This is a genomic window from Pontibacter lucknowensis, assembly GCF_900156415.1.
Classification (GTDB): domain Bacteria; phylum Bacteroidota; class Bacteroidia; order Cytophagales; family Hymenobacteraceae; genus Pontibacter; species Pontibacter lucknowensis.
Genome location: NZ_FTNM01000004.1, coordinates 148,648 through 169,103, shown reverse-complemented (window position 1 = coordinate 169,103; position 20,456 = coordinate 148,648). Strand labels below are relative to the sequence as shown.

Genomic DNA, 20,456 nt, shown 5'->3' with positions numbered 1-20,456 from the left:
GGGGCGCTTCGTAATGCTAAGAAGGTAACACCGCATGTTGCCTTCCCCCTAACAGCTTTCACTTACGATTACCATGGTTCTAAAATCACGCACCCTTGCGCCCTTTCTGGCGCTTTTATTGTTGCTCACAAGCGGCTGCGACAAAGAAAAAGAAGAAGAAATGCCGATCCCTGAGTCCCCTGTGTATAACAAAGAGGTGGCCTTCAAAATTTTTACGGAAACAGATTACAGTGAAACCCGCTGGCAGGACTCTAAATTGAACCTGACCCTCAGGCTGCGCCGCATCAGCACCACCCTGCCCAAAGACGAGATCGTACTGGACACTACCTTCGGTTGGATGCCATTCCAGGAGCTGCCCCTCAGAACTGCGCCCCTGCAGCTGGACCAACAACTGCGGGAAATTCATAAAGAGCAGGACCGGCTGGTGCTGGACGTAACCAAAACCGTATCTATCAACGGCTACGAAACAGTGTTTCACTACGACCAGACACTGGACCATGACAAGCGACAGGAGACAGTAGAAGTCAAACTCTAGTTAACTGGCACCTTAGCGCCGCAGTTCGTATACCTTGTCGTAGAGGGTTTCCGATACCTTACGGAAAACTGAAAAACCAGCTGCTGTGGATGCTCTATGCAGTTCGTGCTCGTGTCCGTCAATACCACGCTCTACCCGGTATATGTGCTCTTCCAAAACAGGCAGTACTTTGGAGGAGCGCAGGCGCTGGTACTGCTCTTCGCTTACGATGCTGCTGTCTTTGGCTTCCGCTATCACCAGCACACCGTCTGCTTTGAGTACCTGGTAACATTCAGATAGCAGATCCTGTAGGCTGTCCCCCATGCAGTTCAAAGTTTCGATAAGCGTGATCAGGTCATACTCGTAAGCATACACCTGTTCTTCGGTGGCCCACTCAAAGTGCGCATTCACGATATGCTTCTCTTTGGCAAGCAGATTAGCCCGCTCTACAGAGGAGATATACCTGTCATAGCCCAGGAAGGTAGATTTAGGAAACACGCGAGCCATCACTAGCGTCGAAGCTCCGTGGCGACCACAGCCCAGGTCCGCTACCAGTATACCTGTTTCCAGTTTTTCAGAAAGTCCTTCCACAGCAGGAATCCAGTCATGCAGCAGACTAGCCAGGTACTCCTCACTGAAAAACCGCCCAGATACATCTTCAGGCAATAAGTTAATTCCTTTGGCGTGGCTACTTACTGTTGGCAGTATCATATCATGGGGTTTGCCATACTGGTCCCCATTTCCTTTCAGGAAACGGTTGCCTATGTAATGGGGGCTGGTTGGGTCGGTCAGCGCAATGGCATGCGCCTCGGGTAGGCAGAAAGTATCGGTCTCTGGTTCGTGCAGTAGGTAGCCATCTGCAGCCAAGCTGTCCACCCATCGCTTGACCAGTTTGATGCTGGCTCCGGCGCTTCGGGCAATCTGACCTACAGTCATAGGTCCTGCATTGACCATCGCTTTGTAAAGCCCCAGTTGACTGCCCAGAAAAGACATCCTGACTCGCTCGGCAGCGCTCAGGTCATCCAGTACGTGGTGTGCAAAATCCTCTACCCGCTCCGGCCTGACCTGCTTTCTATTAATTGTATTCTCTTTCATAGCAGTAGTGTTTAGTTTGAAGATAACACCTTAAAATTAAAACACTTACAATGGAAAGTATTGTATGAATTTCGGAATAATTTGTGCAGACTAGAAGTTTTTGCGAATCTCTAGTGGAGTCTGCCCGGTTTTGCGTTTGATGAAGTGGCTGAAATGGGACTGGTCCTCAAAATGCAGCGCATAGGCGATCTCAGCTATACTCATTTCTGTATGGCTGAGCAGCGTACGAGCTTCCTGTAAGAGCCGATTTTGGATCATTTCGTGCGGAGGTTTGCCGGTGGTGCTTTTCACAACATCAGCCAGGTGCTTCGGTGTGATATTGAGCAAGCTGGCATACTGCTGCACCTCGTGCATTTCGCGGAAGTGCTCGTCAACCAGGTGCCGGAAGCCGCTTGTCAATTGCACGGCACGGGTAGCTTTCTCTTTGATGTAAACTGTGTACCTGGCTTTGTAGCAGTCACGGATGAGCAAGAGCAGGATATGAATATAATTTCGGATCAGTTGTGTTTTCTCCCTCGAATGGCCATTGTACACTTCTATGATATCCTCAAAAGACCGCTGCAACAGTTTGCTTTCGTATGAGGTGAGACTGATGACATGCTCAGCATCCAGATCAAAGAATGGAAATTGTTCTGACAGGGCTCCCTGCATGACTGGCTCCAGAAACTCCGTTGTAAATTCAATACAGAAGCCCCTGCAGTCTTTGATGTTAGTGGAAGCATAAAGCACATTGGCCGGCACAATGACCAGATCATGCGGCATGAGCCAGCGGTGCTTATCATCAAGGCGTATATCATGGAGGCCATCGAGGAGAAGGTAGATCAGGTTAAAGTTTCTCCGCAAAGCTGGAATCCCCAGCTTTGGGTCAACATGTTGGTGCCTTTCCTCCATACGCCCTGGCAGGAACTGAAGGCCCGGATCATAGGGCCGTGTATCGTGGTTTATTTTTCTTTCAAAGGCAGCAATTGTTTCAAAGGTCAATATTTCATTTCTGGGCACAAATACCTTGTTAAATTTCCCTACATACCCTCCATCGCCTATTTCGCCCGTAATGTGAAGGATGCTCTCCCCGCCAATCGCTCTTTGTTCTCACTTGAGCCTGTTACTCACTGAAAACCGCAGGGTTTCTCTATTTATCATAACATCATTTCACCAAAAAAAGTAGCAATTTTTATACATTTAGTTAAAGCATAGATCCGCTTTTGGGTGAATCGCACTGAGACACTGATATAGGGCCATAAAGCGTAAGTTAACAAAACCTGTAGCAGAAAAGGGAGCAAATTAATTGCATCAAAATAGGGACAGAGCGAGCCAGCCAAATGCGCCTGCCAGTGCCCCTGCCAGAAGCGTAGGCAGCATATTGGCTGCCAGGATGGCCTTGTAGTTCTGGATGTTTGCCACTGATGCTGCCGCGATAATATTGAACAGGCAAATGGCATTGCCCAGTCCGGCACCACTCAGCTGCAGCGCCAGGAGCACATTGGGATTGAGCCCCAGCACCGCGGCCGTCTCGAGTTGTGAAGCCCCGAACACGACGTTGGAAATGGTGGTGCTGCCTGTGATGAAAGCACCCATAATGCCCACAAAAGGTGCAAACACGACATAGGCAGGTCCCAGGCCGCTTAGCATTTCAGAAATGTACCGAACCATGGAAGGCTGCGTGACACCTGAATGGATCATCAGTTGGGCAATGGCGATGGAAGGGAAAAGCACGGCAAACACGGCCAGCATCTTTTTGAGTGGCTCTGCCAGGTAGAGGGACTTACTCCGGTACAGCGCCGCAACCCCCAGCCCCACCGCTGCAAAAGGCAGCAAGGGGGAGGCAAGCGGCCTGATGGCAGCCCGTATACCTGTACCGAACATGTTTTCAAAGGCCAACTCCCAACCAAGCCAACTCCGCAACACAGGAGAGAGCTTTGGCAACAGCAGCATTATTGCGAGCAGCGCATAAGGTAACCAGGGCTTCAAATCGATCTTTACATTTTTCTGCCGCAGGTATAGCACTGACAGCCCCAGCATGGTCAGGGAAGCCAGTACGGTGGCTAGCTCGGCAGCCAGCCAGGCCAGCAGTAAAAAAGGCAAGGCAATGAACAGGTATAGCAACAACACCTGCCTGCGGTGCTTCAAGTCGCCATGGCTGCGTACCACCATCCGGAATACCAGCCAAAGGATCAGCAGCCCAACGAGCACATTGATACCTGCCGCCATCCAGGCGATATCGCGTATGGCAGCATCAGGCAGACCCAGAGGAACTTGCAGGCCTGTGAGCAAAGGTGTACCGACGGCCCCGAAAATAGCGAACAAGCCATCGAAAAGCAGCACCACCGCCACCGAAAGCACGGCATCAAAACCCAGGGCGATCAGTATAAGCGGCACAATGGCACCCGGCGTACCGAACCCAGCCACTCCTTCAAAAAAAGCTGTCAGTCCGATAGCCAGCAGAAAAAAGCGTAACTCTTTAGAAGGGTGTAATTGATCGAGCGAATGTGTGATCTGGTTGATCAGACCATTCCGGGACATGATGTTGTAAAGGAAGGTAGCACCCAGTACAATCATCAGGATATTGATGGTCGTGAGCAGCGACGCCCCCATTGCAGCCATAAAATGTGCTGCCGTAGCGCCCCAGTAAAAGAACAGCACAGTCGTGAAGATCGCCCCAACCAGCACCGCCACCTTCACCCCTCTGGTAAGGGAGAGCACAACCAGCAGCAGAATAGGCAACAGGGAGAGCAGATAAGGCATCTTGTCGATCGATAGCGAAGGTAGAGAGGTATAGCTTAGGCCTTTACTTCATTTTCCAATTGCCGTCCTTGTTCAAAGTCAGCAATATTTTGCAAAGTAATGCCTGCTATGCTTTCAAGGGCGTTGCTGGTGAAGAAGGCCTGGTGTCCCGTGATCAGCACATTGTTGAACGAAAGCAGCCGCATGAACACGTCGTCTTGTATCACGCGGTCTGACAGATCTTCGAAGAAAAGATCGGCTTCCTCTTCGTACACATCGATGCCCAGGTATTTGATCTGACCACTCTTGAGTGCGGCAATGACGGCTTTGGTATCCACCAGGGCACCCCGGCTGGTGTTGATGAGCATCACACCCGGCTTCATTTGGGCGATGGTTTCTTTTTTGATAATATGGTGGGTTTGCGGCGTAAGCGGACAGTGCAACGAGATAATGTCGGAGTTGGCGTAGAGGCTGCTCAGGTCGGTGAATTCTATACCTATCTCGTCAAATTCACCCCGTTTCTCAATGTCATAGCCCAGCACGCGGCAGCCAAAGCCCTTCAGAATTTTTGCTGTCACAAGCCCGATCTTTCCGAGTCCGATCAGGCCAACAGTCTTGCCGTTGAGGTCGAAGCCCATCAGTCCGTTTAGCGCGAAGTTGCCTTCTTTCACGCGGTTGTAGGCGCGGTGAGTTTTGCGGTTGAGCGTCAGGATGAGCGCCAGGGTATGCTCTGCTACCGAGTAAGGCGAGTAGGCTGGTACACGCACCACTTTCATACCCAGTTCTGCAGCTGCACCAAGGTCTACGTTATTGAAACCGGCACATCGCAGCGCAATCAATTTCACTCCCTGCTCTGCCAGTAACCGCAGCACTTCGGCATTGGCGGTGTCATTCACAAATATGCAGACAGCCCCATAGCCATTGGCCAGCACAGCGGTGTTCTTGTTAAGCGGTACCTCCAGATAGCTGAGTTTGTGCTGGTGTGATTTGTTTGCGGCATTAAAAAAAGTGCTGTCGTATACCTTGGAGCTGAAAAAGAGTACGTTCATATCGCGACGGTTTTGATAAGCAGGTATAAGACTATACGCAAAACCTCCGGTGGGTTATACCCGTTCTGTTGCTAGGTATAACTTGCCGCTCTCGGCGTACCTGACAATGCCTGTGTCCAGGAGTTCACGCAGCAATTCGGTTACCGAGTCGGTTTGCCTGGCTTCGAACTGCTGCACGAGCTCTTTCGGCAGCAGATTTTTGGACTGCACCACTTCCAGCAGCTTCTGCCGCAAAGCCTGCTGCTCCTGCCCTTCCCGCTCCTTCTTGCGCTGCGCCAGGCAGTAGTCGCAGATGCGGCAGCTCTTGTCACTGACTTCGGCAAAGTACTCCAGCAGCAACTGTGTGCGGCAGCGGTCGGTGGTCTCTACATAGTGGGCCATTTCCTGGGCCTGCTTCATGGCACGGTCGCGGAGCTGGTCGAGCTTTTTGTGGTTGAGCGGCAGGTTGGCGGCATCCAGGCGGGGCACCGTGAAGACCAGCTGCGGCGCATCGTGCTGCGGCTCGTACACCAGCACCTGCAGCTTGTGCAGGTACTCGAGTTTGCGGCGCACTTCCTGTTCCGGTTTTTTGAGCTGTTCGGCCAGTTTGCGCTCCGATATCTTCACGAAGCCTGTGAAAGCCTCGCCCCCATACATGCGCAGGATCAGGCGCAGCAGGGCGTCGTGCTCGGCATTGGCCACCTGGAACTCGTAAAGCGCCATGTTGTCGAGTAGCAGGTATAGCCGCGACGGGCTGTAATAAGCTTCGTTGAGCTGCACGTAGCCTTCTCCTTCCAGCCGCTTGATGGCGTGGTGGGTTTCGAGGGCCGACAGTTTATAGTTCTTGGAGAAAGCAGCCAGGTCGAAATCGAAACTGCCCATAAAGCCGCTGCCCACCGCAATCTGGTAATAATTGGCCAGACACTGGTATACCCGCCGGATCAGCTCCAGTGGCGGATGCGCCTCCTTCACTTTCTGCAGCAGGTCTTTGGTGTCGCTCGGGCCGTAAAGTAGCGTGGCATAAGCGTACTTTTCATCGCGACCGGCACGTCCTGCCTCCTGGTAGTAAGCCTCCAGGCTTTCCGGCAGATCAAGGTGCACCACCAGTCTTACATCGGGTTTATCGATGCCCATCCCGAAGGCGTTGGTTGCCACCATTACCCGCACCTTGTCCTCGATCCAGGCCTGCTGCGTCTTGTTGCGCTCCTCGAACTTCAATCCCGCATGGTAGGCTGCCGCAGGTATACGCCGGCTCTGCAGGAAGCGGGCGATCTCAACCGTCTGCCTCCGGCTGCGCACATACACAATGGACTGCCCCTGCATGCGCTGCAGGATCTCGAGCAGACGACCTACTTTGTCTTCGGTATAGAGGCATGAGTAAGACAGATTGGCCCGGGCAAAGCTCTTGACAAACACATTCTGCTTTTTGAAAGCCAGTTTCTCCTGTATATCGACGCGCACTTGCTCGGTGGCCGTGGCCGTGAGGGCCAGCACAGGTATAGCCGGCAGCGTTTCGCGCAGGGCGGCCAGTTCCAGGTATGGCGGGCGGAAATCGTAACCCCATTGCGAGATACAGTGCGCCTCGTCCACCGCCAGCAGGCTCACCTTCATCCGCTTCACCCGCTCCTGAAACAGGTCGGTCTGCAAACGCTCCGGAGACAGGTATAGGAACTTGATATTGCCATACACGCAGTTGTCCATCGCGATGTCGATCTCGCGGCGGTTCATCCCCGAGAAGATAGCTACAGCAGGTATACCGCGCTTCTTAAGCTGCTCCACCTGGTCCTTCATCAGCGCGATCAGCGGCGTGACCACGATACAGATTCCCTCCATGGCCATGGCCGGCACCTGAAAGCAGATCGACTTGCCCCCGCCCGTCGGTAATAGCGCCAGCGTATCCTGCCCATCCAGCACCGAGCGGATAATATCTTCCTGCAGCGGCCTGAATTGGTCGTAGCCCCAGTAGGTTTTAAGTATGTGGTGAATGTCTTGCAAGGGTGTGTGCTTTACAAAGGCGAAGATAAGGTATATCGGCTAAACTAGCTGCCAGGCCTGAGGCAGGACTTGGAAAAATACGGCGACAGGTATAAAAAAACCCGCCTCTATAGAGGCGGGTTTTTAAGTGCGGTATGTTTCAAATTAAGCAGCGGCAGACTGACCATCTTCACGGTCTTCGATCACCTTCTTCAGCTTATCGATCGCCTGTGCGGCACGCTCTTCGTCAAATCTATTGATGTTGAGCAGCATCTTCGTTTTCTCCTGGCGTGTGATTACCGGGTTGTTCAGCAGTCGGATGATTTCCTCTTTCTGCTTTGCAGAGGCGTATCGCACACCGGCCACCTGCTCATCAACCTCAGTCTTCTCAGCCACAGGAGTGGCAGAGGCGGCTTTCATGGTTGCTTTCTTCTCGGTTGGCACAGCTGGCTTAGCAGATGATTCGTTGCCGGCATAGTCCATCTCCTCTACCGGAGTAGGTTCGTAACCGGCCGCACGGATGATCCAAGCCAGAATATTACGGTATGCTTTACCAATAGCCCGGGTCTGCGCCATAGAGGCAATCGCAAATTCCTGGTAGTACTTCTTGCCCTGCTCTTTGTTGGAGCAAATCGCAAAACCGGCACCCACCACCTGCTGACTGCGTAGGTCTAGCAGGTTTACCTTCGCCTGGTATTTAATTTCCTCGTCGGTGCTGATATTTACCACATGCTCTACTACCGGCAGGATACCCAGACGAGATCCGGCGTACTGCCAGCCTTCTACGTTCACGTACTCTTTCCCTTGTATATTTTGATATAACCTGTTCTCTTTTATAAACTTAGCCAGGTCAACAGCTAAGTGAAGCGTCTCATCAGATTTAGCTATATCATAGCTCTCAATCTTCGGCTTTCTCTCCACTTTTGTTTCTTTATTCACTTGACTCATACTTTCGTTAGTTTTCATGTTTTAGTATATATATCAAACATACCTGCTCCTGAAATGGTGCAAAAAAACTAAAAAAATATCCATTATAAACAATTGATAATCAGTTGTTTATAAAATAATTTTAGCCAGGTATATTTCCCCCGAAACCAGCCTCTGTTTTAGCACAAAAAGGCAAAGGGGGGATATATTGTACGTGAAAACTGCAATTGAGATAGTCGGGTGAACATGAAAGCCAGTCAATACAGAGGGCATGGGAAATATTCGCCCAGGTGATGGTCGCTTATAGCACTGTAAACAGCGGATAAGGTATAGCTTAGGCCCTTACTTCCTGCACGATCAAGCCGTCTTTCATGATCAGGGTGCGGTCGGCCATGGTAGCCAGCTGCTCGTTGTGCGTCACGATCACGAAGGTCTGGTTGAACTCGTCGCGCAGCTTAAAGAAAATCTCGTGCAGCTCCTGGGCGTTTTTGGAGTCGAGGTTACCGCTGGGCTCATCAGCGAAAATGATGCGGGGTGAGTTGATCAGGGCACGAGCCACTGCCGTGCGCTGCTGCTCCCCTCCCGACATTTCGGAGGGCTTGTGGTGCATGCGGTGGCTCAGGTTGAGCATACTCAGCAATTCGGCGGCCCGTTCAGTCACCTCCAACTCCGGACGACCGGCCAGAAAGCCCGGCAGGCAGGCATTTTCGAGGGCTGTAAACTCGGGCAGCAGGTTATGGAACTGGAAAATGAAGCCAATGTGCCGGTTACGGAAACGTGCCAGTTCAGTCGGATTGAGGCGGGAAATGTTCTTGTCATCGAACAGCACATCGCCGCTGTCAGCTGAGTCGAGCGTGCCCAGGATGTGCAGCAGCGTACTCTTGCCGGCACCGGAAGCACCTACAATAGAAACGACTTCTCCGGCATGGATGGTCAGGTCAATGCCTTTAAGGACTTCTAGCGAACCGTATTTTTTGTGAACGTTGACTACCTGCAGCACAGCTTAACGAATTGGTTTGAAAGTGTTGGACCTTCCAAAGCTACAAAACAAAAGGTATAAGTGCGGTACCTGCTCCCCAAAATTTAGCTTCAGCCTTCCGGTACGACCGGATCTAGGGGCTTGCTGTGCCTGTACTGCCCCCGGCACCAGCTGCCTTAGTTGAATCAGGCCGTTCGAGGACATCCTTGATGTATACTTCCTGCACGATCACCATGACGACTGCCAGCAACGGTGCTGCCAGAAAAAGTCCCAGCCCACCCTGCACGATGCCCAGCAGCACCTGGAAGAACAGCAATAGCGCCGGAGGCAGTGCCACTGTTTTCTGAAAGATAAGAGGCGTCAGCACATAGCCTTCTATACCCTGAATGATACTGTAGACCAGGAGTACCTGCAGCGCCATCTGCGGACTGTCCAGCAAGCCCAGCAGGATGGGTGGCACCCCCGCTATGATAGGCCCTATGTTCGGAATAAAAGCAAAGAAAAAAGCCAGCAGCGCCATCAGCAGTGCCAGTTCCAGCCCTATGATCGTAAAGCCCAGCCATACTGTCACTCCAATAAGGCACATGGCCAGAAACATGCCCCAAAGCCACTGCCGCAGGGTATCGTAGCACAGGCTGAGCACCTCGTATACCCGGTTGCGCCTCATGACCGGAAAGAGCTTCACAAAGCCTTTGGTGTAGAGCAGCGGGTTTGCCGCCAGAAACAAGCCTGTGATCAGAACGATCAGTAAGTCAGTAAAAATGCTCAGCGTGGAAGTGAACATATTGGTGACGCGAGAGAAGATGGCTTTAGACTCCGGTATCATCTTGCCCGTTCCATTTTCCACCTCGTGGAGCACCTGCTCGCCCCATGTGGTCTCCCGCAGTTTATCTTTCAGATCTTCCCAGGCCTGAGGTATGGAATCGCCCATTTCATTGACCTGCTCCCCGACCGTGGGCGCCACAATAAAGCCCAGTCCGACCAGCATCCCAAAAAGTAAAATAGTTACAATAGTCAGGCTAAGCCCCCTTCCGAAGCCTGTTTTAGCGCTCACCCACTCTGACAGGCTCGTGAAAAGCACCGCCAGCAGTATACCTGCGAACACCAGCAGTAGAAAATGCGTGAGCTGTATGAACAGGTAAAAGGCTGCCGCCACCAGAAAGAAAATAAAAGCGGCCAGTGCAATTCGGCGAGCATATGTGTAGATGTCTTGCATGTAGCGTTTCTGAGGAATGCAATGTATCCATATCGGATTATGTATATTACTCAGAAACTATATCCATCGTTGCAAAGCAATCATTTAGGAATCTTTATTTATGAACACACCAGCATTGCTCACAATAGTAAAAACATTGCAATTATCTGTTTCCGATAAACGCAACTTTATACATAGCATCATAATTTCCTAAGCAGAGGTATGGCAGCAACACAAGGTTCCTGAGAAGGAAAAAGCTGCTAAACTGAGTTGACAAGTACTACAGCTTATAAAATCCGGCCTGCCACCCTATCCTCTTTGCTGATAGAAAAGAAGGTTCGTCCTTAATTGGCACAAGGTATAAAGCACAAACAGTGAAAATCATAGCAATCATTATAAAAGAATAGTTATATTTACATATTCTAATCGCCTCCACTGCATTAGAGTGCATTGCCAAAAACTGGATGAACCTACCAGGTTGCCTAATTTCAGTTTACGCTTGCAATCGCTATCCTCTGTCTGCAGAGACCAGATAAGGTAAAGGAGATTTTACGAAGCAGTATACATTATACACGTTGTACCTTATGCCTACTATCACATTAGAAACGGTTATCGATGCCCCAATACCCATTTGCTTCGACTTATCCAGAAGTATAGACCTGCACGCTATCTCGACTCGTCATTCCGGCCAGCAAGCCATTGCCGGTGTTACAACTGGTCTGATAGGCTACAACGAAACAGTTACGTGGAGAGCGAAGCATTTTTTCCTTTGGCTTAACATAACCAGCCGGATCACGATTTTTGATCAGCCCCGCTACTTCGCCGAAGAGATGGAAAAGCGTTCCTTTATAAAATTCAAGCACGAACGCTATTTTAAGGAAACTGCTGAAGGCTCCATCATGGTTGATGTCTTTAATTACACATCTCCTTTCGGAGCGTTGGGAATCATGTTAGATAGACTGTTTCTGCAAAAATATATTACCGCTCTGCTCCAGAAGAAAAATAGAGTAATTAAACATTTTGCTGAGACAGGCAGGTGGAAATCTGTATTAAAAGGGTATTCTGACACTCCCCGGTCTTATCAGTCTAAACCTGACAGGCAAGTGTTAGCGCATGCCTGACCCCAGGTGCACATGAGTAGGATAATCCCCGAACATTAGACAACTCTCTTCATTTAGGTATGTAATTGCTTACAAGGCTGCACCTGTGGATCCCGTCTGATAGCATGTAGCGTCTTGGCCAGCCATAGCACTGTGCACTTCCGTTTATATTTTAAAAACCTATTACTTGAATTTAAGCCGATAAACGATTACTTTCGTGCGACCATTAAATTGAAAGCATGAACATACACGAATATCAGGCTAAAGAAATTCTGAAAAGCTACGGCGTTCGCATACAGGAGGGCATCGTGGCAGATACGCCAGACCAGGCTGTAAAAGCGGCAATGAAACTGACCGAGGAAACCGGTACAGGCTGGCACGTGATCAAAGCGCAAATTCATGCGGGTGGCCGTGGTAAAGGCGGTGGCGTGAAACTGGCGAAGAACCTGGATCAGGTGAAGCAGATCGCAAACGACATCCTGGGCATGACCCTGGTAACGCACCAAACTGGTCCTGAGGGCAAACTGGTACAGAAAGTACTTGTAGCGCAGGACGTATACTACCCTGGCGAATCTGATCCGAAGGAGTACTACCTGAGCATCCTGCTGGACCGCGCCAAAGGCCGCAACGTGATCATGGCCTCTACTGAAGGTGGTATGGACATCGAAGAGGTGGCTGAGAAAACTCCTGAGAAGATTATCAAAGAGTGGATCGACCCGGCTATCGGCTTGCGTCCATTCCAGGCAAATAAAATAGCTTTTGCATTCGGTCTGCAAGGCGAGGCTTTCAAAGAGATGGTGAAGTTCATCACCAACCTTTATAAAGCTTATGTGGAGACAGACTCTTCTATGTTTGAGATCAACCCTGTGTTGAAAACTTCAGACAACAAGATTCTGGCTGTTGACGCGAAAGTTGACCTGGATGACAACGCCCTGTTCCGTCACAAGAACCTGGCTGCCCTGCGCGACATCACGGAAGAAGATCCGTTGGAAGTAGAGGCAAGCGAGTCGAACCTGAACTATGTGAAGCTGGACGGTAACGTTGGCTGTATGGTAAATGGTGCCGGCCTTGCGATGGCAACCATGGACATCATCAAGCTTTCTGGCGGTGAGCCTGCTAACTTCCTGGACGTAGGGGGTGGGGCAAACGCACAGACGGTTGAGGCTGGTTTCCGCATCATCCTGAAAGACCCGAACGTGAAGGCTATCCTGATCAACATCTTCGGCGGTATCGTTCGTTGCGACCGTGTTGCCAATGGTGTAGTGGAGGCTTACAAGAACATCGGTGACATCAGCGTGCCAATCATCGTTCGTCTGCAGGGAACCAACGCCGAAGAAGGCGCCCGCATTATCGACGAGTCTGGCCTGAAAGTATACTCTGCCGTAGCATTGAAAGAAGCTGCTGAGAAAGTGAAGCAGGTATTGGCTGAAGTAAGAGCTTAATTCCTATAGCACATAAAACAGAAAGGGCTGCCATCACTGGCAGCCCTTTCTGTTTTTATACAATCTCTAACTCTACATTGATGTTGCCCCGCGTACCGATCGAGTAGGGGCATACCTCATGTGCTTCGTCCACGAGCTCTTTTGCTTTGTCCTTTTCAAGTCCCTGCAAGTGCACCTCCAGCTTCACTCCCAGTCCGTATTTACCTTCTTCTGACTTGAGCAGATCCACATGTGCTTTCACAGTAGATTCGGGATTAAGGCGGATGTGATGCTTACCGGCAACCAGCAGTAAAGCGCTTTGGAAGCAGGCCGCATAGCCCGCCGCAAATAACTGCTCTGGGTTGGACTTTCCCTTCTCCCCTCCCAAGCCCTCAGGTAATGAGAGTGGCATATCAATAACTCCGTCAGACGACGTCACATGGCCTCGGCGGCCTCCTGTAGCAGTTACCTCTGCCGTATATACTTTTTCCATAGCTTTCTGATTCTGTTTGCTTGATCCTAAGTATTATTTAGTAACTCCCAATTTATCCATATTGTTTTAGGTATGAACTAATTATGTATTTATATCAATGCTAAACCTGCTGGATCTGCTTTTCTGAATTATAATTATTGATCCTAAAATTTCCTTTTTAGCGCATTGTTCCTATTTTTGCAACACGGAGAGCACCCGTAGTTCAACTGGATAGAATATCGGATTTCGGCTCCGAGGGTTAGGGGTTCGAATCCTCTCGGGTGCACATTACAATTTAGAGCGCCAGCTACTGCAGAAGTGGCTGGCGTTTTTTTGTTGAATACAGAATTGAGTGCCGCTATAGGAAATAGCTATTTACAGAAGAGATAGCAAGTGCGATGACATAGATCAGGAGCAACCATCTGAAAAGCCTCTTCCTGCTAATGTATCGCTTCAGGATCGGGTAAAATAAGAAGTAGGCAAAGCCTGTTACTACTAGTATATAGAGAAGCGCTTTTAACACTTTTTAAAGTAAAATGGTAAGATCACATTTGGAGTGATCAGAGAAAAACATAGAATACCAAAGTTAAGAAATCAAGCCAGTTGACAGAACTTTGTAGGACAGAAAATTATAACCCTTGGAAGAGCCTATGAAAAAACCAGGTCCACAGCAGCATGAACTGTTGCGCGCACTCACGCTGAAAGACGCAGTGGGTGTCGGCTTGGGCGCGATAATAGGTGCGGGTATATTTGTGGTGACAGGTGTGGCCGCAGGTATAGCCGGTCCGGCTTTCCTTGTCGGGTTACTTTTTGCCGGAATCATCGCTGCCTTCAATGGCCTGTCTTCAGCACAACTGGCGGCGATATACCCACAGTCGGGTGGCACTTACGAGTACGGTTACCGATTGCTAAACCCGGCTTTTGGCTTTTCGGCCGGATGGATGTTCCTGATCAGTAAGCTTTCGGCGGCAGGGGTCGTGGCCATTGGGTTTGGGAGCTACTTTTACCAGCTTGTTCCGGTCCACTCTCCCCTTGCGCTCTCACTGGCGGCTGTGGTGTTCCTGACGCTTGCCAATTACTTCGGAATTAAGAAAGCCGGTATGCTGAACCTGGCGATCGTATCCTTCACCCTGCTTGCCTTACTATACCTGGTTTTCAGCGGAGCGCCTGCTATGGAACAGGAAAACTTTCAGCCTTTTGCGCCATTTGGTATGGCAGGTATAGCAGAAGCTTCGGCATTGCTCTTTTTTGCCTTCACTGGATATGCCCGCATTGCCACGCTGGCCGAAGAAGTACAGGAACCACACAAAACAATTCCCCGCGCCGTTATCATCACCATTGTTTCGGCTATATTATTGTATGCGGCTGTGTCGCTGGTAGCGGTAGGCGTGATCGGGACAGAAAGCATGGCAGGTAGCAAATCGCCGCTACAGGTGGCTGCCGCTTCGCTCAACACTCCTGCCATTCGACCTATCATCACTTTGGGTGCATCCACCGCCATGCTCGGCGTACTGCTGAGTCAGATATTAGGTATAAGCCGGATGCTGCTGGCTATGGGCCGCCGCCATGATTTACCGCCTGTATTTGAGCGCGTGCATGCCCGTTACCGGGTACCGCACGTGGGCATTTTCCTTACAGGGGCCATCATTCTTTTGCTCACAATCGCGGGCTCCTTTGAATTTATTCTGCGCTCGGCTTCCTTCACAATTCTGCTCTACTACAGCATTACCAATATAGCCGCCCTGCGCCAACCTGCCGACGAACAGTTGTATGGTAAAATTATTCCTGTGCTGGGTTTGATTGGCTGCCTAGCTATGTCTGTATCTTTACCTTTAGCAGTGATTCTTTCAGGCATAGGCCTGCTTGGGTTCGGCTTTGCACTTCGGTTCGTTTTTCACAAAGTATACGATAAGTGATTTGCATTAAAATACTTTTGAGCTCAGGCATAACTCCTGCAAAAGAAATGAAACTATAATGCCTGAAACAGTATTGCAGCAATGCAGCGTTTTTGCTATGTTGCATAAAATTTTCGGGGTGTAGCGTAGCCTGGTATCGCGCCAGCATGGGGTGCTGGAGGTCGTGGGTTCGAATCCCGCCACTCCGACGAAAGAGAAGCCTTCTATGCTATAGAAGGCTTCTCTTTTCTAGTATAGGCTGAAGCTACTTAGGATGGAATTTCACTCACCAGCCTTTCTATACCTTTCTCAATCTGCTCCCGCAGTTTTTCAGGTTTATCAGAAATAACACGCTCAGCCGTACCCTGCCATACCAGTTCGTTCTGCACCGGATCAACCAAGTGTACCGATACCGTGCCCACGCTGTAGCGCCCGACTTCTACCTCCCTGCTCTGCCAGGTATAGCGTCGCTGTCCTATGTAGCGGGGCGGGTCAGATATGATATCCGTTTCCCTGGTTTGTACCTGCCTGTCTACCACTATACCCAGGTTGATGAGGAGGTCGGCTTCTTCTGTCGTCGGTGCCTGCTTCAGGCCGCGAAGTTCCAGCTGTCGGGCCAATTCCTGCTTCAGGAAGTGTACATGCCCCTGATAATCTCGTCCCGTCTTCTCTAAGTCGGTATCTACATCCATGAAGGCAAACTGACGGTAAGTGCTCAAACCGAAACCGGGTGCCGGCTCAGAGTGGATACTGGTGGAAGAGCTACACCCCGTGAACAGCCAGAGCAAAAGACAAGCAGTACTTAATATTAGTTTTCTCATTTCCGAAAGTTCTTAGATCATCACACAGGAAATAATCTATATACGTGAGCAGTAATCTGAGAAGTATGCGTTGATTGCGATTTTTATATTTAACTTAGCACCTAACCTGCTACTACAACTATTCCGCGATGTAAAATATCAGCATCGTTTAAACCATACGTCCACAAGCTACGTTTTGCCCTCCATGAACACAACGGCACAAGTACTCGAAAAAAACAAGGAACGCATCCTGGAAAAGTGGATGCAAAATCAATTGTCGGATGCGTCACTCCGTGATGATCTGATGACAAGTGATGAACTACAGCGTCAATCAAAAGAGATGCTCGACGGTCTGCTCAGAGCAGTTTCTAAAGGAAATCACGATAACATCTACGACACGGAGTTTGAGCAGGTAACTGACACGCTCCGCGATATTTCTATTACCAGAGCAAGACAGGGATTTAGTCCGCGTGAAACCGGAACCTATGTGCTAAGCCTGAAGCAGGCATTGATTGAAGTACTGGTTGAGCAGCGTCAGGATGACACCAGCACGCTCTACATGGAGATTATGCAGCTCAACACGCTGCTTGACAACCTGAGCATCGTTACTTTCGAGACGTTTATCAAAGGTCGCGAAGAAGTTATCCTGCGTCAAACAGACGAAATCAGTGAGATATCGACGCCGGTAATTCGTGTATGGGACGGTATACTGGCCCTACCGATTATAGGCACCTTGGACAGCGCCCGCACCCAAATCGTGATGGAAAACCTGTTGCAGGAAATCGTGAATACAGGCAGCAACATCGCCATTCTCGACATTTCCGGAGTACCTGCCGTTGACTCGTTGGTAGCACAACACCTGATCAAAACGGTAAGTGCGACCCGCCTGATGGGTGCTGAGTGCATCATTAGTGGTATACGTGCTGAAATAGCGCAAACAATCGTGCATCTGGGCATCGACCTGTCTAACATCAAAACAAAAGCCAGCCTAGCTAGCGCATTGCAGCTTGCCTTCAGCATGACGAACCTCGAAGTGCGCCGCAACGATAAAAATAAAGGCTTAAACATAATGCGCTAACACTATGGAAAGGATACCAATACTCAAAATGGGCCCTTTCCTGCTGGTTACCATTCAGATCGACCTCTACGACAGGCTGGCCCTGACATTGGAGAACGACCTGATCAACATGGTAAGCCAGACGGGAGCACGGGGTGTACTGATCGACATTTCAGCCGTCAGCATTGTCGACTCTTTCATGGGTCGCATCTTAGGCAACATTGCCTCCATGTCGCGCATCATGGATGCTGAAACAGTGGTGGTGGGTATGCAGCCTGCTGTGGCCATCACACTTGTAGAACTAGGCTTGACACTGCAGGGTGTACACACTGCCCTGAACGTGGAAAAAGGCATGGAGCTGCTCAACACAAAACTGATCGGTAACCTAGAGCAGGACGAGGAAGAGGAGGAAGATCAGAATGATCGTAATGACTAAAGACACGATGGAGATCGTGCGGGAACAGGATGTGGTCCCCTTTCGGAACCGCGTCCGGGAGTTTAGCACGCGCATCGGTATGAGCTTAGTGAACCAGACGAAACTGATTACTGCAGCAAGCGAACTGGTGCGTAACATGCTCAAGTACGCCAGCGGCGGCAAAGTAATCCTCGAAATAATCAGCCACAATGCCAAAACCGGCGTAAGACTTACCTTCAAAGACGAAGGTCCAGGTATAGCCGACATAGCTTTAGCCATGCGCGACGGCTTCTCTACTGGCAGAAGCCTTGGTCTTGGTCTGCCCGGCGCTAAACGATTAGTCAACGAATTCGACCTTAAGAGTAATCCGGGAGAAGGCACAACTGTTACTGTCATCCACTGGAAACATGGACGTTAATCAACATTACCGCTTCGTAGTACCTGACCGCAGCTACGCTAGCCTCACCAAAAAAGACATCACCCGACTTGCTGAAAGCTTTGCCTTACCGGAAGGTGCTGTAGGCAAAGTCAACATTATTGTGTCGGAGATGCTCTCCAACCTGGAAAAGCACACGACGCACGGTGGAGAGCTGCTGGTTAAGGCCATCGGCAAACCTATTTATGGCATTGAGATCATATGTCTGGACAACGGGCCCGGTATGAGCGATCCCGGTCGCATGCTGGAGGATGGCGTGTCCACATTCGGGTCGGCAGGTGAAGGTCTCGGGGCCATTCAGCGGCAGTCTGATGTGTTCGATATCTACTCACTGCCCCAGGTTGGCACTGTGATCTTAGCGCAGGTATACAAATCGAACCGATCTATACCTCCTGTCCGGCGCTACGACATCGGCAACATCATGGTACCCAAACCGAAAGAGATAGACTGTGGCGATGGGTATGCAGTCATTCATCATGAACGGGGAGCTTACCTGCTGGCACTCGATGGGCTTGGGCATGGCACACATGCGCAGGAGGCTGCACAGCTGGCCGTTAAGACGTACTGTGACAAACCGATACCCGACCCAGCTTTGGCCTTGCAGGTCATCCATACGAGCATCCGACGCACACGAGGCGCAGTAGGTTTTGCAGCCAACATCGATCTCAGTCAGAACAAGTTCAGTTACTGCGGCATTGGCAACATAGCCGGTAAACTTTACTCTACGGAAAGCCCGCTGGGCAACATGCCTTATAAGAATGTGATTTCGTACAACGGTATACTCGGGCACAATATCCCGGGGACTTTCAATAACCAGCACCTCGATTGGAACCGTAACAAGATACTGATTGTGCACAGCGACGGACTGAAATCACGCTGGGACCTGAGCCGCTACCCTAATTTGAGCCGGCACTTACCTACCACTATTGCGGCTGTACTTTACAAAGACCATAGCCGACAGACTGATGATACGCTCGTTCTTGTATGTAAAGCAAAGCCATAGCGCATGCCGAAGAGTCTTCTTAAAATAAATATTTCCAATGAACTGGATGTAGTGCTGGCCTACAAGCGGGCAATGCAGCTATCTGAAAAAACAGGTATGGCGCAGGCCAACCAAACCAAGTTTGCGACGGCCGTATCGGAAATATGCCGCAATGTGGTGGAGCATGTCGGCAACGGGACTATTCAGTTTGGCATTATCGAGGAGAAAGGACACAATTACTTGGAGGCCAAAGTGTCGGACCGAGGAAGAGGCATTGGGAACCTGGATCAAATCTATGAACGGGCCAGCTACGGAAGCAATGTCACAGGCCGCGGCATGGGCATTGTAAACTCACGCAAGCTGGTCGATTTTTTCGACATCAAGTCTGAGCACGAGCAAGGTACCAGCGTCACCCTTCGCAAGCGCATTCCGGCCCAGTCCCCAGTGTTTACCAAAAGCCTGCAAGAACTTTGGCTGCGCGAGTTTAACGACGAAGAAGGAATATCCCCTTATGCAGAGATCAAAAAGCAGAACATGCAGCAGCTTGAATTGCTGGAGAAGCTGCGACTGCGCAATCTGGAGGCAGAGCAGCAACTACAGGAAATCAGAAGGCTGAACCTGCAGCTGCAGCAGTCCAACTTCGAAATTCAGTCACTCTCGGAGGAGCGAGAGCGCCGCAACCTGGAACTACAGCAAGCCAACGCAGACCTGGATGCCTTTGCCCATACCGTATCGCACGACCTGCGTGCTCCTTTGCAGAACATTGGGGGCATTATCAATTTCATGGAAAACAGTTTGCGGAACGGCAATAGCGAAGACGCCGCTTCTCTGCTGCCGATGCTGCGTGAGCAGGCAAGCAAAATGGACAAACTGATCACAGGTATACTGGCCTATTCACTTGCCGGCCACCACAGCCTGCACCGCCAGATTGTACCCCTGCGGTCTGTGCTGCAAAAGGTGTTGGAATCGCTTTATGTACCAGCGACTTTCAAAATCATATTCCCGGAAAACCTGCCCACGCTCTATACCCAAGAGATCTACCTGTACCAAATATTCAGCAACCTGCTGGGTAATGCCGTAAAGTACCACGACAGACCCGAAGAAGCCGAGATAGCAGTACAGTATGATTTGAAGTCTGATTTTATTTACATAGCCGTGCAGGACAATGGCCCAGGTATAGCCCCCGAAGATCAGGAGCAGATATTCAGAAAATACGAAGCACTCGGCCACAACCTGACACGCCCCGACAGTTCGGGTTTGGGCCTGGCTATTGTGAAGCGCATACTGGAAGAAAAACAGGGTGACGTATGGGTAGAGTCAACAGGGCGGGGCACTCGCTTCGTATTCTCGTGGCCAGCCAGCGAAATCGTCACTGAACCGGAAGAAGCCGAATAAACAAGAAAGCCTGTATACTTTGCGGTATACAGGCTTTCTTGTTTAGGGCA

The 20,456-nt window shown here is 50.4% G+C and carries 19 protein-coding genes and 2 tRNA genes; 11 read left to right on the top strand and 10 right to left on the bottom strand.

Features of this window, described 5'->3' with window-relative positions; all coding sequences use genetic code 11:
• Window positions 1-73: 73 nt before the first annotated feature.
• Window positions 74-535 carry a hypothetical protein gene (locus BW972_RS13830; protein ID WP_076422566.1) on the top strand — a complete coding sequence of 154 codons (462 nt, stop codon included), beginning with the start codon at window positions 74-76 and terminating at the stop codon, window positions 533-535.
• A 12-nt stretch (window positions 536-547) separates the two neighbouring features.
• Here BW972_RS13830 and BW972_RS13825 read toward each other — a convergent pair whose 3' ends face one another.
• From BW972_RS13825 to BW972_RS13790, 8 genes are all read right to left on the bottom strand, one after another.
• The gene (locus tag BW972_RS13825) at window positions 548-1,609 is read right to left on the bottom strand and encodes a class I SAM-dependent methyltransferase (protein WP_076422565.1); all 1,062 of its coding nucleotides are present in this window, start codon (window positions 1,607-1,609) and stop codon (window positions 548-550) included.
• A 90-nt stretch (window positions 1,610-1,699) separates the two neighbouring features.
• A complete protein-coding gene (locus BW972_RS13820) occupies window positions 1,700-2,452 on the bottom strand; it encodes a helix-turn-helix domain-containing protein (RefSeq protein ID WP_234986387.1) in 753 nt (250 codons plus the stop codon).
• A 447-nt stretch (window positions 2,453-2,899) separates the two neighbouring features.
• Complete coding sequence (locus BW972_RS13815; protein ID WP_076422564.1) at window positions 2,900-4,351, bottom strand: L-lactate permease; 1,452 nt, start codon at window positions 4,349-4,351, stop codon at window positions 2,900-2,902.
• Window positions 4,352-4,386: 35 nt separating this feature from the next.
• Window positions 4,387-5,379, bottom strand: coding sequence for a 2-hydroxyacid dehydrogenase (locus BW972_RS13810; RefSeq protein ID WP_076422563.1), 993 nt, complete (start codon window positions 5,377-5,379; stop codon window positions 4,387-4,389).
• 54 nt (window positions 5,380-5,433) lie between these two features.
• Complete coding sequence (locus BW972_RS13805) at window positions 5,434-7,353, bottom strand: RecQ family ATP-dependent DNA helicase (RefSeq protein ID WP_076422562.1); 1,920 nt, start codon at window positions 7,351-7,353, stop codon at window positions 5,434-5,436.
• A gap of 144 nt (window positions 7,354-7,497) precedes the next feature.
• Window positions 7,498-8,298 (bottom strand): hypothetical protein, encoded by an 801-nt coding sequence (locus BW972_RS13800; RefSeq protein WP_234986386.1) that lies wholly within the window; start codon window positions 8,296-8,298, stop codon window positions 7,498-7,500.
• 295 nt (window positions 8,299-8,593) lie between these two features.
• Window positions 8,594-9,259, bottom strand: a complete 666-nt coding sequence (locus BW972_RS13795; RefSeq protein WP_076422561.1) for an ABC transporter ATP-binding protein — start codon at window positions 9,257-9,259, stop codon at window positions 8,594-8,596.
• Window positions 9,260-9,371: 112 nt separating this feature from the next.
• Window positions 9,372-10,454 (bottom strand): AI-2E family transporter, encoded by a 1,083-nt coding sequence (locus tag BW972_RS13790; protein WP_076422560.1) that lies wholly within the window; start codon window positions 10,452-10,454, stop codon window positions 9,372-9,374.
• Between the two features lie 563 nt (window positions 10,455-11,017).
• On the opposite strand from BW972_RS13790, the gene BW972_RS13785 reads away from it, so the two are divergent.
• Both BW972_RS13785 and sucC read left to right on the top strand, forming a co-directional pair.
• A complete protein-coding gene (locus BW972_RS13785; RefSeq protein ID WP_076422559.1) occupies window positions 11,018-11,554 on the top strand; it encodes an SRPBCC family protein in 537 nt (178 codons plus the stop codon).
• A 218-nt stretch (window positions 11,555-11,772) separates the two neighbouring features.
• Window positions 11,773-12,975: an ADP-forming succinate--CoA ligase subunit beta gene (gene sucC, locus BW972_RS13780; protein WP_076422558.1), complete on the top strand. Its 1,203-nt coding sequence runs from the start codon at window positions 11,773-11,775 to the stop codon at window positions 12,973-12,975.
• Between the two features lie 55 nt (window positions 12,976-13,030).
• Here sucC and BW972_RS13775 read toward each other — a convergent pair whose 3' ends face one another.
• Window positions 13,031-13,447, bottom strand: coding sequence for an organic hydroperoxide resistance protein (locus BW972_RS13775; protein WP_007652433.1), 417 nt, complete (start codon window positions 13,445-13,447; stop codon window positions 13,031-13,033).
• Between the two features lie 191 nt (window positions 13,448-13,638).
• Between BW972_RS13775 and BW972_RS13770 the strand changes: the two genes are divergently transcribed.
• From BW972_RS13770 to BW972_RS13760, 3 genes are all read left to right on the top strand, one after another.
• Window positions 13,639-13,712 (top strand) — tRNA-Arg (locus BW972_RS13770).
• A 364-nt stretch (window positions 13,713-14,076) separates the two neighbouring features.
• Entirely contained in the window at window positions 14,077-15,342 is a 1,266-nt protein-coding gene (locus BW972_RS13765; RefSeq protein ID WP_076422557.1) for an APC family permease, read from the top strand.
• A 114-nt stretch (window positions 15,343-15,456) separates the two neighbouring features.
• Window positions 15,457-15,530: transfer RNA gene (locus BW972_RS13760), tRNA-Pro, on the top strand.
• A gap of 60 nt (window positions 15,531-15,590) precedes the next feature.
• Here BW972_RS13760 and BW972_RS13755 read toward each other — a convergent pair.
• Window positions 15,591-16,142, bottom strand: a complete 552-nt coding sequence (locus tag BW972_RS13755) for a DUF4136 domain-containing protein (protein WP_040573402.1) — start codon at window positions 16,140-16,142, stop codon at window positions 15,591-15,593.
• Between the two features lie 184 nt (window positions 16,143-16,326).
• On the opposite strand from BW972_RS13755, the gene BW972_RS13750 reads away from it, so the two are divergent.
• Genes BW972_RS13750 through BW972_RS13730 form a run of 5 tightly spaced genes read left to right on the top strand, consistent with a single transcriptional unit; the run spans window position 16,327 to window position 20,406 of the window.
• Window positions 16,327-17,199 carry an STAS domain-containing protein gene (locus BW972_RS13750; protein WP_007652437.1) on the top strand — a complete coding sequence of 291 codons (873 nt, stop codon included), beginning with the start codon at window positions 16,327-16,329 and terminating at the stop codon, window positions 17,197-17,199.
• Window positions 17,200-17,203: 4 nt separating this feature from the next.
• Window positions 17,204-17,614, top strand: a complete 411-nt coding sequence (locus tag BW972_RS13745; protein WP_007652438.1) for an STAS domain-containing protein — start codon at window positions 17,204-17,206, stop codon at window positions 17,612-17,614.
• The gene (locus tag BW972_RS13740; protein WP_007652439.1) at window positions 17,607-18,011 is read left to right on the top strand and encodes an anti-sigma regulatory factor; all 405 of its coding nucleotides are present in this window, start codon (window positions 17,607-17,609) and stop codon (window positions 18,009-18,011) included. Before BW972_RS13745 ends, BW972_RS13740 begins: the two co-directional genes overlap by 8 nt.
• Window positions 18,001-19,032: a PP2C family protein-serine/threonine phosphatase gene (locus BW972_RS13735; RefSeq protein ID WP_076422556.1), complete on the top strand. Its 1,032-nt coding sequence runs from the start codon at window positions 18,001-18,003 to the stop codon at window positions 19,030-19,032. The genes BW972_RS13740 and BW972_RS13735 overlap by 11 nt, the downstream gene beginning before the upstream one ends.
• A 3-nt stretch (window positions 19,033-19,035) precedes the next feature.
• Complete coding sequence (locus BW972_RS13730; RefSeq protein WP_076422555.1) at window positions 19,036-20,406, top strand: ATP-binding protein; 1,371 nt, start codon at window positions 19,036-19,038, stop codon at window positions 20,404-20,406.
• The last annotated feature ends 50 nt before the right edge of the window (window positions 20,407-20,456 follow it).

Coding starts and splice junctions, on each gene's coding strand:
- BW972_RS13830 (WP_076422566.1), top strand. CDS start 74: ATGGTTCTAAAATCACGCACCCTTGCGCCCTTTCTGGCGCTTTTATTG.
- BW972_RS13750 (WP_007652437.1), top strand. CDS start 16,327: ATGAACACAACGGCACAAGTACTCGAAAAAAACAAGGAACGCATCCTG.
- BW972_RS13775 (WP_007652433.1), bottom strand. CDS start 13,447: ATGGAAAAAGTATATACGGCAGAGGTAACTGCTACAGGAGGCCGCCGA.
- BW972_RS13745 (WP_007652438.1), top strand. CDS start 17,204: ATGGAAAGGATACCAATACTCAAAATGGGCCCTTTCCTGCTGGTTACC.
- BW972_RS13785 (WP_076422559.1), top strand. CDS start 11,018: ATGCCTACTATCACATTAGAAACGGTTATCGATGCCCCAATACCCATT.
- BW972_RS13740 (WP_007652439.1), top strand. CDS start 17,607: ATGACTAAAGACACGATGGAGATCGTGCGGGAACAGGATGTGGTCCCC.
- BW972_RS13765 (WP_076422557.1), top strand. CDS start 14,077: ATGAAAAAACCAGGTCCACAGCAGCATGAACTGTTGCGCGCACTCACG.
- BW972_RS13810 (WP_076422563.1), bottom strand. CDS start 5,379: ATGAACGTACTCTTTTTCAGCTCCAAGGTATACGACAGCACTTTTTTT.
- BW972_RS13735 (WP_076422556.1), top strand. CDS start 18,001: ATGGACGTTAATCAACATTACCGCTTCGTAGTACCTGACCGCAGCTAC.
- BW972_RS13790 (WP_076422560.1), bottom strand. CDS start 10,454: ATGCAAGACATCTACACATATGCTCGCCGAATTGCACTGGCCGCTTTT.
- BW972_RS13730 (WP_076422555.1), top strand. CDS start 19,036: ATGCCGAAGAGTCTTCTTAAAATAAATATTTCCAATGAACTGGATGTA.
- BW972_RS13800 (WP_234986386.1), bottom strand. CDS start 8,298: ATGAAAACTAACGAAAGTATGAGTCAAGTGAATAAAGAAACAAAAGTG.
- BW972_RS13815 (WP_076422564.1), bottom strand. CDS start 4,351: ATGCCTTATCTGCTCTCCCTGTTGCCTATTCTGCTGCTGGTTGTGCTC.
- BW972_RS13825 (WP_076422565.1), bottom strand. CDS start 1,609: ATGAAAGAGAATACAATTAATAGAAAGCAGGTCAGGCCGGAGCGGGTA.
- sucC (WP_076422558.1), top strand. CDS start 11,773: ATGAACATACACGAATATCAGGCTAAAGAAATTCTGAAAAGCTACGGC.
- BW972_RS13755 (WP_040573402.1), bottom strand. CDS start 16,142: ATGAGAAAACTAATATTAAGTACTGCTTGTCTTTTGCTCTGGCTGTTC.